Origin of the sequence: Nocardia coffeae (assembly GCF_019890715.1) — a bacterium.
Lineage (GTDB): Bacteria > Actinomycetota > Actinomycetes > Mycobacteriales > Mycobacteriaceae > Nocardia > Nocardia jiangxiensis.
Genome location: NZ_JAINZY010000009.1, coordinates 212,812 through 229,685, shown reverse-complemented (window position 1 = coordinate 229,685; position 16,874 = coordinate 212,812). Strand labels below are relative to the sequence as shown.

The following is a 16,874-nucleotide window of genomic DNA, read 5'->3' as shown; positions in this document are numbered from 1 at the left end:
GGTGGAGGCGGGTCGATGCATCGGGTATCGCAGCAGGACCATGCTCGTAGCGTGCGGTCGTGGTTGTGGGCGTCGCTGATCGCAGTGACGGTGGTAGCGGCCGCGGTGTGGGCGGTGCGTCCGGATCCGACGGGCTGCCGGACCGCCGCGTCGGATGCGGGGCCGCGACCGGCCACCGTGAGTATGCCGAGAACGCCGGTGTCCCAGCGGATTCCGATCACCGAACGGGTCGATCCGCCGGTGCTCGCGCAGGCGCGGTACTACACGTTCAGCCCGGACGTGGCGTGTTCGTTCCCTGATCTGCCCTCGGACGGTTACTACGTCGGGGTGCCGACCGACGAATACGACGGCAGCGCGGCCTGCGGCGGATACGTCGACCTGTACGGTCCGCTGGGGTCGGTGCGGGCGCAGATCGTGGACCACTGCCCGGGATGCGGTGCGCACCAATACGATCTGAGCGCCGCGGCCTTCGCGCGGATCGCCGATCCGGGTTCGGGTGTCGCGCAGATCGGCATCGGCCGGGTGCACAACCCGCCGCCTTCGCCGGATCTGGTGTACCGGATCGAGGACGGCTCCTCGGCCGATTGGCTGGGCATCCAGTTCAGCGATACCGGAAATCCGTTGAGCCGGGTGGAGATTCGTCCCATGGCGGGAGGCGACGGGCATACCCTGACGCGGCGCACGGACAACTTCTGGACCATCTCCGGCGCCGGAGCGGGTCCGTTCACCGCCCTGGTCACCGATGCGGACGGTCATCAGGTCGTCGTGCCGGGAATCGTCGTGGACCCGGGGCGCTCGCAGCACACCGGTCGCAGTCTCTACGCACTTCCCGCGCAGGTTCCGGCGGCCACCGTCTCGCGGCCGATGTCGTCCGTGGTGACTTCCGTGGTGGCCGTCTGCTCCTGAGCCGGGCATATCGGCCCGCCGGGCGTATGCGATCATCGGGTGGAACACGTTCTCATCCGTCGCGGGCAGTGCACCAGGAGGCAGCCGATGGCCGATCCGAACGCGGCGAACCGGCAGGCGGGCGCGCGGTTCTCGGCGGCGAGGCCGCTGCGACGTCGGCTGGGCGGCCGGATCACCCGGCTCGATCGGGTGCCCGCCGGGACGATGGTGGAACTACCCGGCCGCGGCCGGACCTATCTGGTCGACATCCCGGGCCCCGCCGGGGCGCCGACGCTGATCCTGTTGCACGGCATGGTCACCACCGCGATGCTCAACTGGTTCCCCGCGCTCGAGGAACTGTCCCGCGCGTATCGCGTGGTGCTGTTCGACCAACGTTGGCACGGACACGGAATCCGTTCGCCCCGTTTCGATCTGGACGATCTGGCCGAAGACGTGATCGCGGTCGCGGATCTGGTCGGCGCCGAACGCCCGATCCTGGCCGGATACTCCATGGGCGGCATCGTCGCCCAGCTCGTCGCGCACCGTTTTCCCGAACGGGTCGGCGGTATCGTGCTGTGCGCCACCACGTATCGGTTCCGGGAGACCTTGCGCGAACGGGCCTTCCACGCCGGTATGGACGCATTCGGACGGCTCACCTCCGGCACGGCGTCGCGCCGGGTCGCGAGCACCGGTGAGCATCTGCCCGGATTGCCACAGATCTCCTGGGAGACCGGGCGATTGGATCGCTGGGCCCGCTCGGAGATGCGCAGCGTGAGCAGCTGGGGAATGGCGCGGGCCATCGCCGAACTCGGCGCCTTCGATTCCTCCTCCTGGCTCGGCGCCCTGAAAGTGCCTGCGGCAGTGGTCATCACGACGCGCGATCGAGCGCTGCCGGTGCATCGGCAGCTGGAGATGGCCAAGCTGATCCCGGGTGCGGAGATCTTCCTGGCCAGGGCCGGGCACGCGGCCTGCGTCCTGGAGGCCGACGTCTTCGTCCCGGCCCTGCTGGACGCCTGTGCCTCGGTGGCCGCCCGGCTGTGATCAGCGGCGCTGCACGCGGCTCGTCGGCGGTTCGATCTTCGCCCGGTCCGCCAGATAGGCGTTGAAGGCGGCCAGATCGTCCGGACCGACCGCGCTCTGCTGCCCCTGAGCGAAGACGCTGAACCCGTCCCCACCCGAGGCGAGGAAGTTGTTCGTCGAAACCTGGTACACCGCACGGGGATCCAGGATCTGCCCCGCGATCCGCACGGTGTCGTCGAGGATCTTGTGGCCCGTGGGCGCGGAATCGGAATAGGAGTAGGTGATTCCGGCCACCGACAGCACGCCGGGCGTGGTCTTGTTGTCCCACTGCTGCTCCAGCAGATGCAGGATCTGCTCGCCGGTCAGGGCCACGGTCACCACCGCATTGCCGAACGGCTGGACCGTGTACGCCTGCTCGTAGGTGATCGCGCCGCCGCTCAGATCCGCCCGCACGCCACCGGGATTCATGAATGCGGCCACGGCGTGATCGGGCGCCATGGCCGCGAGCATGGCGTCGGCGATCACATCGCCCAGCGGTGAATCCCCGCCCGGGGTGGGCTCGTTGGACAGCGGCCCGGCGCTGGTGCCGATCACGTGCGTGGCGCGCGGGCGGGCCTGATCGGCGAAGAAACCGACGAGCTTCGCGGCGGCCGGATCGGCGGTCACGGTACGGGTGACCACGCGATTGACCGCCTTCGCATCGACGGTGCCGTCGTGGAAGCGCAGGGTGACGTCGGTGATCAAGCGGCCGTAGGACGCGGCCTGGGTGACCACCTTGCCCGCGATGGTGCAGTTGTAGGCCAGATGCGTGTGCGCGGTGAACAGCACCTTCACCCGGGGATCGATGTGGTTGGCCAGGGCGGCGACGTTCGGGCTGATATTCGCGCAGCCGTTGTAGTCGATCGCCGCGCCGTGTGTCTGCTGCGCGCCGCCGTCGTGTACCAGCGCCACCACGGTTTCCGCGCCCGCGGCGACCATCTCCGGGACGTACTTGTTCACCGCGTCGGCCTCGTCGCCGAAGGTGTAACCCCGGATGGCGTCGGGCATCACGATATCGGCCGTCGCCGGGGTGACGGTGCCGACGACGCCGATCTTGTGGCCGCCGATCTGCAACATCGTCCACGGTTTCAGACCGGGCGGCAGCTGGCCGTACGCATCGGTGACATTGGCCGCCAGATAGGGAAATGCGGCTCCGGTGAAGGGCTGTCCGGGGGAGCAGCCGTCGGCCGCGCAACCGCCCTCCTGCAACCGCGTCAATTCGGCTGTGCCGTGGTCGAATTCGTGATTGCCGACCGCGGATGCGGCCACCCCGAGCGAATCCAGGTAGTCGATGGTGGGCTCGTCGTGGAACAGCGCCGAGACCAGCGGGCTGGCGCTGACATTGTCCCCGGCGGACAGGATCGCGCTGGCCGGATAGGCCGCCTTCAGCTTCGCCAGGTGCGTGGCCAGATATGCCGCGCCCCCGGCCTGATACGTGCCGACGTGCCCGTTGCTCCCGTCGGGCGGTTCCAGATTGCCGTGCAGATCGTTGATGCCGAACAGATGCACCTCGCCGGGCTGCGCCGCGGGCAGATCGTCGGTGGACACCAGCGGCACCGGGTTGCCATGCGAGGAGTTCGACGGCGCGGTACCGTGACCCCCGCAGCTGACCATCAACACCACGCCGATGACGGCGATCATCGCTTCGATCAGGCGGCGACGCAGCTTCATAACCCTCGACTCTGGCAGACCGACACTGCGTGCGGGCTGCACTCGGGTGAATTTCCGTCGCGGCCCTTGCCCGCAGTGTGATTGTGCCAGAGCCGATCCCGTGCGAAAGCGGTATCCGCTCCGGCGTGACCGGTCACGCCGGAGCGGATATGGGCCTCACCAGTGCAGACCGGGAATTCGGTTGGTGATGCGAGTGGCCGGGCCGGGCATTCCCATGAGTGGCTGCACGATCGGGGCCAGGGCCAGCAGTGGGCTTCGGCCTTCGGTTCCGCTCGTGTCCGGACGCTGTCCACCCGGCTTCGCCGCGGCCGACTCGCCGAACATCCGGAAACCGCGATGCAGGATCGCCTTCTTCACCGAAGGCATCACCGTGTCCACGACCTGGGCGAAGGTGCCGATCGGGGTGTCGATGCGGGCCGGACGTTCGGTCAACGCGCGCACCACGATCGCCGCGGCCTGCTCCGGGGTGTGCACCGGCAGGGAGCGGTACAGGTCGGTCGGGGCGATCATCGGGGTGCGCACCAGCGGCATCCGCACCGAGGTGAAACTGATTCCGGCATCGGCGTTCTCCACCGCGGCGATCTCGCTGAACGTGTCCAGCGCGGATTTGCTCGCGACGTACGCGGCGAAACGTGGCAGTTTGGTCTGCACGGCGATGGAGGAGATGTTGACGAAATGCCCGAACCGGCGTTCGCGCATCGCCGGCAGCACCGCCAGGATCAGCCGCACCGCGCCGAAGTAGTTCACCGCCATGGTCCGCTCGAAATCGTGCATCCGGTCGGTGGAGTTGAGCACCGATCGGCGGATCGAACGGCCCGCGTTGTTGACCACGTAGTCGATGTGGCGGTGGTCCGCGAGCACCTGCTTGACCAGCAGCTCGACCGCCTTCTCATCGGTGATGTCGCACGAATATGCCTGTGCTGCACCACTGTTCGCGCGGACCTCGGCCGCGGCGGCTTCGAGTTCGTCGGTGCTGCGGGCGGCCATCAGCACCGTGGCCCCGCGCCGGGCGACCGCATGCGCAGTGGCCAGGCCGATTCCCGAGGAGGCGCCGGTGATCAGCACGATCCGTCCGCGCAGCGGATCGCCGTCGGTGCGGCGCGCCCGGTCCGGGTCCAGGCGGCTGCGCCAGAACTCCCACAGCGTCCCGGCGTACTCCTCGAACGCGGGCGGGGTGATGCCGCGCAGCTGGGCGCGGGTGGAATCGGAGACGAATTCCGAGGCGAACGTGACGTGCGGTGCGACCTCGGCCGGAATACCGAACTGCTGCAACAGATAATCGCGTAACTGCGGTAGGCCCGGGATCTTGCCGAACATGGTCAACGCGCTCTGGCTGCCGGGTAGCGTGCCCAGTCCGGCGGGTGCGCCCGCGGCACGAGCGAGTGCGGCGTAGACCTGAGCAAACGGCTGTGGCTCCGGGTTGACCAGGTGGAAGGTGCGGCGGTTCAGGCCCGGGCGGCGGATCAGCTCGCCCATTGCCGCGGCCACGTAATCCACCGGAACGATATTGGTGCAGCCCAGATCCGGCAGCATCATCGGCAGTTCCGAGGGCAGTGCGGCCAGCCGGGCGATGGCGGAGAAGAAGTAGTAGGGCCCGTCGATCTTGTCCATCTCGCCGGTGGTCGAATCCCCGGCGATGATGGCCGGGCGATAGACCCGCCAGCGCAGCCCCTCGGTCTCCCGAACCAACTTCTCGGCCGCGAATTTGGTTCGATGATAAGGAGATTCGAGGTTCTGGCCGAGATCGAAATCGTCCTCGAAGAACTGGCCGCGGTGATCGCCCGCGACCGCCACCGACGAGACGTGGTGCAGCACCGCGTCCAGTCGGGTGGCCAGCTCGATCACCGCGCGGGTGCCTTGGACGTTGGCGGCGTAGGCGGTTTCCTCGTCGGCGGTCATGTCGTAGAGCGCGCCGAGGTGGATCACGTGCTCTGCCTGCGGCGGATCATCATGCAGCCCAAGGTTGTTCGCGGTCAGATCGCCGATCAGCGGGAAGACCCGGTCGGTGGCCTGCCAGTCGAGCGCCAGTTCGGCGAGCTTGGCCGCGGAGGCCTCGCGCACCAGGATGTGGATCACCGCCTCGGGATCACCGGTGAGCAGATTCTGAACCACCCGGCGTCCGAGAAATCCGGTGCCGCCGGTCACGATATACGAAACCATCGCCCCTCCTGCATGTCGAACATTGTGTGGCGCAACAACTTCGGCTGCGCATGGCACTGTTCGTCCGACATTCGGCGGTGGATGCGGACGTGAGAATCGGCCGCTGACGGACTGCTTCGCTAGCAGACGTTGTGGCCCAGTAGGAACACCGTCGTGCCTAACTGGTGAGTAACTTTAGCGGGCATGCCGTTGTCTCCGCAACCAAACGGCGCCCTTCGTGGTGTGTGACGTATCACCACGTGAGGGCGTCGATTGATATCTGTGTCAACGGTTTTCAGATAACTCTCGGAGGGGTCGGTTATCTGTGGGCATCCCGCACCGCGGATGCGTGCGGTCGGCTCAGCCCTGCCGTCGGGTCGGGAATTCCGCGGCCAGTTCGCGGAACATCGCCGAGTTGAAATCGAAGGCGCGCTGACATTCGCCCAGCACCCGCTGCTTCTCGAGATCGTCCACGGCCAGGGCGTCGAGCAGTTCGCGATATTCGCGCTTGAACGCCGCCGGGTTCGGAATCTGGTCGAAGACGTAGAACCGCACGCCATCGCCACGCTTGGGCAACTGCCACAGCTTCTCGGCGGTCCCGCGGATGACCTGCCCGCCGGACAGATCCCCGAGGTACCGGGTGTAGTGGTGCGCGACATACCCGGCGGGCCACTGCTGAGCGCATTCGCGCACCCGTTCGGCATAGGCGGCGGTCGCGGGCAGCGGATCCAGATCCTCGCGCCAGTCCGTGCCGCCGAGATGCGCCAGGTCGTCTTCCAGGTGCGCCACTCGCGCCAGCTCGGGGCGGACGAACGGCCCGGCGACCGGATCGGCGGCCAGTGCGTCGCAATGCTCCTCTAGCGCACTGTAGACATGCCACAACTGCCCGGTGTACCGGTAGAACGCCGCGACCCCCAGCCCGCCGCCGAGCATATCGCTCATGAACGTGGAGTTCTCCGCATCGGCATGTTGCCGCTCGGTAGCGGTACGGATCTGCGCGGAGAAGGGAGTAGTGGTGTCGGGCATATGCTGCTGTCCTCGCTTCGTTCCCGGGCAACGCTCCGGCCTACTTTGGGTTACCTAACTTCCCACTGACGATACCTGGTCGGCGGCTTCGTCGAATCAAACTTTCGGACGAGAACGGGGCGTCCAGAGGGTACGTGTCCGGTTACGCGCGGACGCGCGGCGCCGGGGTCTTCCCGGGCGACGGGCGATGAGAGTGCTCGCTGGGATCGGGCCGGATAGTGGCGCTCGGACTGCTTCGTCGCGGGGCGGCGGTCGGCTCAACGCCTCGGCTGTGTGGCGATCCGGCCCGTACACGGGTTCGTTGGTGAACCGGGCGCGTTGGGTGGATGTGGACGTCGGGCGGTACGTCGGATGTCGGGATCGCGGTGTGTTGCAACGTGTATGGCGTTGACAGGTCAAGTCGGCATTGCCGTGGATGTTCGGTTTGTCGGTGATGTCCGGTAATTCGAGCGGTGTAGCACGAAAGTGCTTTTGCAGCAACGTGAATCGTCCAGCGCTCGGTCGTTTCGATTGTGGGAATCGGCATTCGGCGAGGTCGGCGGGCCGGGAATCGCGACGCGCCCGGAAGGCTGCGACACGGCCCATTTCTTTCTGGCGACGAAGGTCTAGCGGCGGCGAATGTTGGCGTGTTACAACGGAGTTACGTGTAGTTATCGTTGCTAACTAATTGGAGGGCGTGAACATGTGTGGAATCGCGGGCTGGGTGTCGTTCGACTCCGACCTGACCCAGCAACAGCGTGTCCTCGACGCTATGACCGAGACCATGGCCTGTCGCGGGCCCGACGGGCGGGGCACGTTCGTGCGGACACACGGTGCGCTGGGGCACCGCCGCCTGGCCATCATCGACCTGCCCGGCGGCACCCAGCCGATGAGCATCAACACTCCCTCCGGCGACATCGGCATGGTGTACTCCGGGGAGACCTACAACTTCCACGAGCTGCGCGCCGAGCTGACGGCGCTGGGCCACACCTTCCGGACCGACAGTGACACCGAGGTCGTGCTGCACGGCTACCTGCAGTGGGGCGAGTCGGTGGTCGATCACCTCAACGGCATGTACGCCTTCGCGATCTGGGATCAGCGCACCGAGAAACTGGTGATGATCCGCGATCGCATGGGGATCAAGCCGTTCTACTACTACCCGACCCCGGACGGCGTGCTGTTCGGCTCGGAGCCCAAGGCGATCCTGGCGAATCCGCGCGCACGCAAGGTCGTGGACAACGACGGACTGCGCGAGCTGTTCGCGTTCACCAAGCAGCCCAAGTGGTCGCTGTGGAAGGGCATGTACGAGGTCCTGCCCGGCACGCTGATCACGGTGGACCGCAACGGAATTCACGAGCGCACTTACTGGCGGCTGGATGCGGTGGAGCACACCGACAGCCAGGAGGACACCGTCGCGAAGGTGCGCGAGCTGCTCACCGACATCGTGGACCGCCAGCTCATCTCGGACGTACCGCGCTGCGTATTGCTGTCGGGCGGACTGGATTCCAGCGCCATCACCGGTCTGGCCGCCACCCGGCTGGCTCGCGACGGCGAACAGTTGCGCACCTTCTCCGTCGATTTCGCCGATCAGGAGGAGAATTTCGTCCCCGACGAGATGCGCGACACCCCCGACTCGCCGTACGTGCGCGAGGTCGCCGCACTGGTCCGCTCCGCGCACGAGGACGTCGTGCTCAACCCGTCCGAACTGTCGGATCTGGCGGTGCGCCGCGCGGTGATCACCGCCCGCGACATCCCGGCCGGGCTCGGCGATATGGATTCCTCGCTCTACTTGCTGTTCAAGGCGATTCGCGCGCAGTCGACGGTGGCGCTGTCGGGTGAGTCGGCCGATGAGGTGTTCGGTGGTTACCGCTGGTTCCACGACGAGGTCGCGTTGAAGGAGGAGACCTTCCCGTGGCTGGCGTTCAACAACTCGATCACCGGCGAGGGGCGCTGGCAGATGCTCGAACCCCAACTGCGCGAACGTCTTCAGCTGGAGAACTTCATCTCCGATCAGTACGCCTCGGCGGTCGCGGAGGTGGAGCACCTCGATGGTGAGTCCGAGGTCGAGCACCGCATGCGCACGGTCTGCCACATGCATCTGACACGTTTCGTGCGGGCGCTGCTGGACCGCAAGGACCGCGCGTCGATGGCGGTCGGACTCGAGGTCCGGGTGCCGTTCTGCGATCATCGGCTGGTCGGGTACGTCTACAACACGCCGTGGTCGCTGAAGACCTTCGACGGCCGGGAGAAGAGCCTGCTGCGGCACGCCGCGAAACACGTTCTGCCCCAGTCGGTCGTCGAGCGCGTCAAGAGCCCCTACCCCTCGACGCAGGACCCGGGCTACGCGGCGAACTTGCAGCAGCTGGCGAAAGAGATTCTGGCCGAGAAGGATTCGCCGGTGTTCGGGCTGGTGGACCGGGCGTGGTTGCAGAGTGCGGTGACCCAGGATCCGTTGCGGATGGACGCGATGACGCGCGGCAACCTGGACCGCACCGTCGACCTGCACACCTGGCTCGACATCTACTCGCCGGAACTGCAACTGGACTGATCGAATTCGACTCGCTCGCCCCGGGACCGGTGTCCCGGGGCGAGCTGTTTCGAGGGGCCTCGCGAACCGCGTCGATGGCACGCGGGTGCCTCCGGAACCGGTGGCGGGTGCGTCACTGACTCGTAGCGGACTTCCGCCGCAGTATCACCGGTGTGGGCGGATTCTTTCGAGCAGTCGTCCGCCGATGACGGTTTCGAACGGCAGATCGCGTCCGGCTGGAGTCATTCCCCGCCCGCCAACACCATGGTCACATGACCATCGAACAGCGGGCCGAGATGCCACGAACCCCCGTCCTGATCGTCGGCGGGAGCATCGTCGGGGTATCGGCCGCCCTGTTTCTGGCCGCGCGCGGCATCGTGCCCGTCCTGGTCGAGAAACACACGGGCATCTCGAACAGATTGCGTGCCAAGGTTTTCTACCCGCGCACCATGGAGGCGTACCGCTCCGTCGGTGCGGACAAGGACATCTGCGCGCGCCAGGCAGCCCTGCCGCCGGCCGATCACGCCGCGCAGGTCACCTCCCTGGCCGGGCCCGAACTGCGTCGCTGGCAGCTGCCCGCCGCGGCGGATATGACCGCGGTATCGCCTTGTCCGAGTGCGCTTCTCGCGCAGTCCGAGGTCGAGGAGGTCGTGCGCGCGCACGCCCGTGCCGCGGGCGCCGACCTGCGGTGGGGACACCGCCTGATCGGATTCGAGGACCGCGGCGAGCACGTGTGTGCGCGGATCGCCGATCCGGACGGCCGGGAGTATCGGCTCGCCGCCGAATATCTGCTGGCAGCGGACGGGCAGGCGAGCGAGGTGCGCGAGCGGCTGGGTATCGGGCGAATCGGCGAGCCGACCATCGCGCACGTCATGGAGATCGGGTACACCGCGGATCTGCGTGCGGTGCTGGCGGGGCGTCGGCTGGCAATGGCGTGGACGGAACTGCCCGAACGGGCGTACCTGACCTGGCGTACGGGCTACGACCGAGGCGTGGTCTCGGTGAACTACGACCCGAGCCGCACCGACCCGGCATCGTTCGACGGTCCGCGCAACGCCGCGTTGGTCTCCCGCGCGCTCGGGATCCCCGCCGCGCAGTTGTCGATCACCGGCGCGCGGTCGTGGCAGATGGGTGGCTGGGTGGCCGAGAGATACCGTGCGGGCCGGGTGTTCCTGCTCGGAGACGCGGCGCACGTCACCCCGCCGGCCGGGGGTTTCGGCGCGAACACCGGTATTCAGGACGCCTGGAATCTCAGCGCGAAGCTGGTCTCGGTCCTGCGCGGCGACGCCGATCCCGCCCTGCTGGAGGACTACGAGCCCGAGCGGCGCGGGGTGGGGGAGTCGACGGTCGCGCAGGCGATGGCACGCGCCGGACACGGCTCCGGGACCGAATTGCCGAGTGAGGCCGCGGTGGCGATCGGCTATCGCTACCCGATGTCCGGCACGGACCCGGCCCTGCCCCCGGCCGACGAACCACAGCGTTGGCGCGGCGAGGTCGGCACCCGCCTGGTGCACCGGCCACTGCCCGGCGACTCCGGCAGTTCGACGCTGGACCTGGTGCGCGAGGGTCGCTACCTGCTGCTCGTCGGAGCGAACGGCCGCCCGTGGCTGCGGGCCGCACGCGCACTCGACCGGTACGGCGCATTCCTGGATGCGGTCACCGCGCCCGCCGAATGCACAGCGGGCCAAGAGGATTCGATCGGTATCGGCGATCGCGGCGCGCTGCTGGTGCGACCTGATCACGTGATCGCCTGGCGTGCGGACGAGGACGGCGGTGACGCGCTGGCTCGGTTGTCCGCAGCCATCTGGCGCGTACTGACCCACCGCTTGCCGTACCCTTCCGAATGAAAGGTTTACGGAGTTTAATAATAGGTGTTCACAAAATCGGTGTGGTGTGGTTCACTCATCCGGAACGTGTTCCAAAGGAGGTACCCGTGTCCGCTCCGTCCCTGTCACACAGCTTCGACTTCACCGATCCGGACCTGCTCGCCAGCCGTTTGCCCGTCGCTGAGTGGGCGGAGTTGCGGCGCACCGCTCCGGTCTGGTGGGTCGAGCAGCCGCACAACATCGCCGGCTTCGCCGACGATGGCTACTGGGTGGTCAGCAAGCTCGACCACATCAAGGAGATCTCCAAGAAGCCCGAGGTGTTCTCCAACTTCGAGAACACCGCCGTGATCCGCTTCTACGAGGACATCGCCCGCGAGGAGATCGACATCCAGCGCGGCATGCTGGTCAACCAGGATCCGCCCTCGCACGACAAACTGCGCCGGATCATCTCCCGCGGATTCACCCCGCGCGCGGTGGAGAGCCTGCGCAACGCCCTGCGCGAGCGCGCCGAGCGCATCGTGCACGAGGCCAAGAAGAACGGCGGCGGCGACTTCGTCACCGAGATCGCCTCCGAACTGCCGCTGCAGGCGATCGCGGAACTGCTCGGCGTCCCGCAGTCCGACCGGGGCAAGCTGTTCGAGTGGTCCAACACCATGATGGGCTACGACGACCCGGAATTCGGCGGCGACCACAAGATGGCCACCGCCGAAGTGATGGGCTACTCCTGGAACCTGGCCGAGGAGCGGCGCGGCTGTCCGGCCGACGACATCGTCAGCCAGCTGGTCACCGCCGATATGGACGGTGAATCCCTCGGCTCGGACGAATTCGCCTGGTTCGTCATCCTGCTGGCGGTCGCGGGCAACGAGACCACCCGCAACGCCACCACGCACGGGATGAAGGCGTTCGTCGACTTCCCCGAGCAGTGGGAGTTGTACAAGGAGCAGCGCCCGCGCACCGCGCCGGACGAGATCGTCCGCTGGGCCACGCCGGTCATCGCGTTCCAGCGAACCGCCCTGTCGGACACCGAGATCGGCGGGCAGCAGGTCGCCAAGGGACAGCGCGTCGGATTGTTCTACGCCTCGGCCAACTTCGACGAGGAGCGGTTCGAGAAGCCCTTCGAATTCGACGTGCTGCGCGAGGAGAATCCGCACGTCGGGTTCGGTGGCACCGGCACCCACTACTGCGTCGGAGCGAACCTGGCGCGCCTGCAACTGGACCTGATTTTCAACGCCATCGCCGACGTGATGCCGAACCTGCGGCAAATTTCCGAGCCGGTGCGGCTACGCTCAGGGTGGCTGAACGGAATCAAGAGCTGGCAGGTTGCTTACGAATGAGCGGTCGGGCCCGGAGGAGGTAACGTGCCCAACCACAACGGGCCCCGGTCGATCAGTGGACAGGCCACCCGTGTCCCCGCACGCCGGGGCCGCGCTCCCGCGGTGAGTGACACGGACATCCGCCGGGTGGCCAGATCCCTTCTCGCGGAACAGGGCCCGGAGGCGGTGACCCTGCGCGCGATCGCGCGCGCCCTGGGCATCACCGCCCCGGCGCTGTACCGCTACTACGCCTCGCGCGAGGACTTGGTCGCGGCCCTGCGCCGCGACATCTGCACCGATCTGGCCGAGGAACTCGCCCAGCAGGTCGCCGAACTCCCCGACGACGGCGTCGTACAGCTCCTGGCGGTGTGCCGGGGCTTCCGGCGCTGGGCGCTGGATCACGCACCGGAATTCACGCTGGTGTTCGCCTCGCCCGCCGGGGAGAACGCCAGTGCCATGCGGCAATTCGACGAACCCTTCGGCCGAATCTTCCTGCAGGCGGCCGGTCTGCTGCTGACCACCTACGACATCGTGACCCCGTCGCCCGAGGTGATCCCGGAGGCGTTGTGCCCGGATCTGAAGCGATTCCAGGCCGATCTGCTCGAGGTACTGGCCGAATCGGGGCAGGAGTTCCCGGCCGAGAAGCTGGATCTGGGCGTCACCTACCTGATGACCACCTTCTGGGCGCGCATCTACGGGCACGTCACCCTGGAGGTCTTCGGCAATTATCCGATGGCCGTGAGTGATCCGGACATTCTGTTCGACGCGACGCTCGAGGATCTGGCCCGCAGCATCGGGGCGTGAGTCGCGCTCCGCGGCAACGGGATACGCGACCCGCTCACTTCGGCGGCACCACCGGCATCTCGCCGGTGGCGAACGTCGGCGGGTGAATCCCGCGGAAGCGCAGCAGAATTCGCGGCCGACGCAGGAATCGCGCTCCCCACTCACCGAGCGTGACCCCGGCTGCCAGCGCACAGCCGACGCCGAATGCGGCGAGCAGTTGATTCAGCCCCGTGGCCTGCTGATCGTTGAGCAGCGCCGACAGGCCCCGGTAGATACTCAGACCCGGGAGCAGCGGAGTGATTCCGGCGACCGCGACGACCAGTGGCGGCGTCAGCGCTCGGCGGGCCATCAGACCACCGGCCAGACCCACCACGCAGGCGGCCACACCCGAGGACATCACCGGTCCGAAGCTCGAGCGCTGCACCAGCAGGAAACACAGCGTCGCGGCCGCACCACTGATCGCGGCGGCGGCGAGTGCGCGACGTTCGGCGTAGCACGCGAGCGCGAAGGCCAACGACGCCACGGCACCGGCGATGAGCTTGAGCGGCAGATTGGTGATGCTGGCCGAGGAATTCATGTCGATCGACGGTGCGACCGCGTTCAACATGTCGGCTGCCCGCAGCGACAGGGCGACCCCGGCGATGATCCCGCCGGTCATCATGAGCAGATCCAGCATGCGCGCCGCCGCGGTGATCGGTGCGCCGGTGATCGCGTCCTCGACCGAGCCGACGAGCTGTAATCCACTCAGCAGCACGGTGATTCCGGCCGCGACGACCAGCGACGGATTCGTGTCCAGTCGTCCGGCGAAGGTGGCGAGCAGGATCGCGGGCACGGTCGCGATCGCGCCGCCGACGATCGCCTGGAAGAACGAGGGCAACCCGCGGTAGTTCAGCGCGCGATTGGTGCGGTCGATCGCGGCGGTGGCCACGAAACTGGATGCGGCGACGATCGGACCGCCGCCCAGCAGCAGGCCGATCGAGGCCGCGAGCAGTGCCCAGCCCGCGGTCGCCACCCAGCGGTTGTAGGGGTGCGGTGCGGAGGTGATCTCGTCGAGCGCGGCGTGCGCGTCCTCGGGTGGCACCACCTCGCGGCGGATGCGGCGGGTGAGCCGGTCGACCGCGGCCAGGCGGGTGAAGTCGAGCGTGCGGTGGTTGACGATCCGCATGGTGGACGCCGGTGGCATGGTGGGCCCGCGATCGGCCGAGATGCGGATCGAGTTGAAGGTGACGTCGATGTCGCACTGCGACAAACCGTAAGTGGCGGCGACGAACTCGATCTGCGTGGTGGTGTCGGTGACGGCGGTGCCCGAGGCGAGCACCACTTCGCCGACCCGCTCGGCCAGCTCCATCACCTGGGTGATGGCGGCGTCGTCGGACAGATCGATCGGCTTCAGCGGTGCGGGCGCCTCGAGGACGGCGTCGACGGTGGCTTTGCGCTCGGCGACGATGCGGTCGGTCACCCAGTCGACCGCGCGCCGCCAGCGCGGACGCGGACGCGGGGTTTCCGGCTCCTCAACGGTTTCGGCGTCGACTTCCTCACTCACACAGAGCAAGGTAGAGGGTGCCCCCCACTCGTGTCAGCCCGGCTCGCAATTCTGTGGTCACGCGAACACTCCGACACGTCATCGCGGTGAGCCCGGTCACGGGGCGCGGCCCGGATCCGGTCGTTAGGGTCGGGGCATGGCATCTCCCGGGAATCAGACAGCGGACATTCTTCGTGCGGCGCTCGACGGCCCCTGGCGCGATGTGCGCGAGCAGGCCCGGCCGCGGCTGGACGACGAGCGGCTGTTCGGGGACCCCTACCTGGACTATCACGCGGCGCGGGACCGAGTGCTCGAGCAGATGCGGCTGGTCTCCAAATTCGGTCTGGCCGAACGCGGATTCCGGCGCGAGCACGGCGGCACCGCCGACCCCGGCGGCGCGGTGACCGGGCTGGAGATGCTCGCCTACACCGATCTGTCGCTATGGGTGAAAAGCGGCGTGCAGTGGGGTCTGTTCGGCGGCGCGGTGGAGAATCTGGGCACCGAACGGCATCGCGACGTGGTCACCCGGCTGATGTCGCTGGACCTGCTGGGCTGCTTCGCCATGACCGAGTCCGGGCACGGCAGCGATGTGGCCCAGCTCGAGACCACCGCCACCTACGATCCGGTGACCGAGGAATTCGTCGTGCACAGCCCGACCGAATCCTCCCGCAAGGACTACATCGGCGGCGCGGCCGAACACGCGCGGATGGCGGCGGTGTTCGCCCAGCTGATCACCGACGGCGAGGGCAGGGGAGTGCACTGCTTCCTGGTGCCGCTGCGCGACGCCGAAGGTAACGATCTGCCGGGCGTGACCACCTCGGACTGCGGGCTCAAGGGCGGCCTGCCCGGCGTCGACAACGGCCGCATCCGGTTCGACCACGTCCGCATTCCGCGCGAGAACCTGCTCAACCGGTACGCCGACGTCGCCCCCGACGGCGCGTACAGCTCCGACATCGAGAACCCGAGCCGCCGATTCTTCACCACGCTCGGCACGCTGGTGCGCGGGCGGATCAGCGTCGGCGGCGCGGCCGCGGCGGCCGCGCGCGTCGCGCTGAGCATCGCGGTCCGGTACGCCGAGCAGCGACGTCAGTTCGACGATCCGGACACCGGCGAGGAGGTCGTGCTGCTGGACTACCGCAGCCATCAGCGTCGGCTGCTGCCGCATGTGGCGCGGGCGTTCGCGCTGTCCTTCGCGCAGAACGACCTGGTCCGCCGGATGCATCTGGTGCAGACCGGGCAGGATCTGGATCCCGGCGCACAGCGCGCCCTGGAGAAGCGCGCGGCCGGATTCAAGGTCGCGCAGACCCGGCACGCCACCCGGGCCATTCAGGAATGCCGCGAAGCATGTGGCGGCGCAGGCTATCTCACCGAGAACCGGCTGGTGACGCTGAAGGCCGACACCGATGTGTTCACCACCTTCGAGGGCGACAACGTGGTGCTCACCCAGTTGGTCGCCAAGGAACTGCTCACCGCCTACGCCGACGAGGTGCGTGATCTGGACGCGCTGGGCTGGGTGCGTTTCGCCGCGACCATGGCGCGGGACGTCGCCCGGGAGGGTTCCGGTGTGCGCCAACTGATTCAGCGACTGCGGGACCGGGGCGGCGATTCGGTCGAGGACGGCGATCTGTCCCGTCGCGCGGTGCAGCTGCAACTGCTCGCCGACCGCGAGGACTATCTGGTGCGCACGGCCGCGCACCGGTTGCAGGCCCGCGCCAAGGAGACCGGGCCCTTCGAGGCGTTCAACAACGCCCAGGACCACATCCTGCTGGCCGGTGAGGCGCATATCGAGCGGCTCGTGCTCGAGGCGTTCATCGAGGGCATCGCCGACATCGAGGACGAGCAGGCTCGCGCGCTGGCCGATTCGGTGTGCGATCTGTACGTCTACTCCTCGCTGGAACAGAACCAGGCCTGGTACATCATGCACCGGTTCATGTCGGTGGATCGGGCGAAACAGGTGCGTCGCGGCGTGAACGAACTGGTCGACCGCCTGCGCCCGCACGCGCTGACCCTGGTCGAGGCGCTGGGCGTGCCCGAGAGCACGTTGCGCGCCGCCATGCTGGACGATGCGAGCGTGCATCAGGGGCGGTAACCGGGCTTCGGCGGCGGCACACGGCGGAGCGGACGGGCGCGGATAAGGTCGGTGC

Annotated in this window: 11 protein-coding genes; 7 read left to right on the top strand and 4 right to left on the bottom strand. The window is 67.8% G+C overall.

Features of this window, described 5'->3' with window-relative positions; translation table 11 throughout:
- Window positions 1-15 precede the first annotated feature (15 nt).
- Together K7711_RS29425 and K7711_RS29420 are read left to right on the top strand one after the other, a co-directional pair.
- Complete coding sequence (locus tag K7711_RS29425) at window positions 16-906, top strand: expansin EXLX1 family cellulose-binding protein (protein ID WP_222972706.1); 891 nt, start codon at window positions 16-18, stop codon at window positions 904-906.
- A gap of 87 nt (window positions 907-993) precedes the next feature.
- The gene (locus K7711_RS29420) at window positions 994-1,926 is read left to right on the top strand and encodes an alpha/beta fold hydrolase (RefSeq protein ID WP_222972705.1); all 933 of its coding nucleotides are present in this window, start codon (window positions 994-996) and stop codon (window positions 1,924-1,926) included.
- Here the strand turns inward: K7711_RS29420 and K7711_RS29415 are convergent, their stop codons facing one another.
- The 3 genes from K7711_RS29415 to K7711_RS29405 form a co-directional block, all read right to left on the bottom strand.
- The gene (locus K7711_RS29415) at window positions 1,927-3,615 is read right to left on the bottom strand and encodes a bifunctional metallophosphatase/5'-nucleotidase (RefSeq protein ID WP_235747967.1); all 1,689 of its coding nucleotides are present in this window, start codon (window positions 3,613-3,615) and stop codon (window positions 1,927-1,929) included.
- 156 nt (window positions 3,616-3,771) lie between these two features.
- Window positions 3,772-5,775, bottom strand: coding sequence for an SDR family oxidoreductase (locus K7711_RS29410; RefSeq protein ID WP_222972704.1), 2,004 nt, complete (start codon window positions 5,773-5,775; stop codon window positions 3,772-3,774).
- A 339-nt stretch (window positions 5,776-6,114) separates the two neighbouring features.
- Window positions 6,115-6,780, bottom strand: coding sequence for a biliverdin-producing heme oxygenase (locus K7711_RS29405; protein ID WP_222972703.1), 666 nt, complete (start codon window positions 6,778-6,780; stop codon window positions 6,115-6,117).
- A 682-nt stretch (window positions 6,781-7,462) separates the two neighbouring features.
- On the opposite strand from K7711_RS29405, the gene asnB reads away from it, so the two are divergent.
- From asnB to K7711_RS29385, 4 genes are all read left to right on the top strand, one after another.
- Complete coding sequence (gene asnB, locus K7711_RS29400) at window positions 7,463-9,307, top strand: asparagine synthase (glutamine-hydrolyzing) (RefSeq protein ID WP_222972702.1); 1,845 nt, start codon at window positions 7,463-7,465, stop codon at window positions 9,305-9,307.
- 251 nt (window positions 9,308-9,558) lie between these two features.
- A complete protein-coding gene (locus K7711_RS29395; RefSeq protein WP_222972701.1) occupies window positions 9,559-11,133 on the top strand; it encodes an FAD-dependent monooxygenase in 1,575 nt (524 codons plus the stop codon).
- Between the two features lie 86 nt (window positions 11,134-11,219).
- The gene (locus K7711_RS29390) at window positions 11,220-12,446 is read left to right on the top strand and encodes a cytochrome P450 (protein WP_222972700.1); all 1,227 of its coding nucleotides are present in this window, start codon (window positions 11,220-11,222) and stop codon (window positions 12,444-12,446) included.
- 24 nt (window positions 12,447-12,470) lie between these two features.
- On the top strand, window positions 12,471-13,229 hold the full coding sequence (locus K7711_RS29385; protein ID WP_308015003.1) for a TetR/AcrR family transcriptional regulator: 759 nt from the start codon (window positions 12,471-12,473) through the stop codon (window positions 13,227-13,229).
- 34 nt (window positions 13,230-13,263) lie between these two features.
- Here the strand turns inward: K7711_RS29385 and K7711_RS29380 are convergent, their stop codons facing one another.
- Window positions 13,264-14,667, bottom strand: a complete 1,404-nt coding sequence (locus K7711_RS29380) for a threonine/serine exporter family protein (protein WP_222973138.1) — start codon at window positions 14,665-14,667, stop codon at window positions 13,264-13,266.
- Between the two features lie 220 nt (window positions 14,668-14,887).
- Between K7711_RS29380 and K7711_RS29375 the strand changes: the two genes are divergently transcribed.
- A complete protein-coding gene (locus K7711_RS29375; protein ID WP_222972699.1) occupies window positions 14,888-16,819 on the top strand; it encodes an acyl-CoA dehydrogenase family protein in 1,932 nt (643 codons plus the stop codon).
- The last annotated feature ends 55 nt before the right edge of the window (window positions 16,820-16,874 follow it).

Coding starts and splice junctions, on each gene's coding strand:
- K7711_RS29425 (WP_222972706.1), top strand. CDS start 16: ATGCATCGGGTATCGCAGCAGGACCATGCTCGTAGCGTGCGGTCGTGG.
- K7711_RS29415 (WP_235747967.1), bottom strand. CDS start 3,615: ATGAAGCTGCGTCGCCGCCTGATCGAAGCGATGATCGCCGTCATCGGC.
- K7711_RS29375 (WP_222972699.1), top strand. CDS start 14,888: ATGGCATCTCCCGGGAATCAGACAGCGGACATTCTTCGTGCGGCGCTC.
- K7711_RS29410 (WP_222972704.1), bottom strand. CDS start 5,775: ATGGTTTCGTATATCGTGACCGGCGGCACCGGATTTCTCGGACGCCGG.
- asnB (WP_222972702.1), top strand. CDS start 7,463: ATGTGTGGAATCGCGGGCTGGGTGTCGTTCGACTCCGACCTGACCCAG.
- K7711_RS29420 (WP_222972705.1), top strand. CDS start 994: ATGGCCGATCCGAACGCGGCGAACCGGCAGGCGGGCGCGCGGTTCTCG.
- K7711_RS29405 (WP_222972703.1), bottom strand. CDS start 6,780: ATGCCCGACACCACTACTCCCTTCTCCGCGCAGATCCGTACCGCTACC.
- K7711_RS29395 (WP_222972701.1), top strand. CDS start 9,559: ATGACCATCGAACAGCGGGCCGAGATGCCACGAACCCCCGTCCTGATC.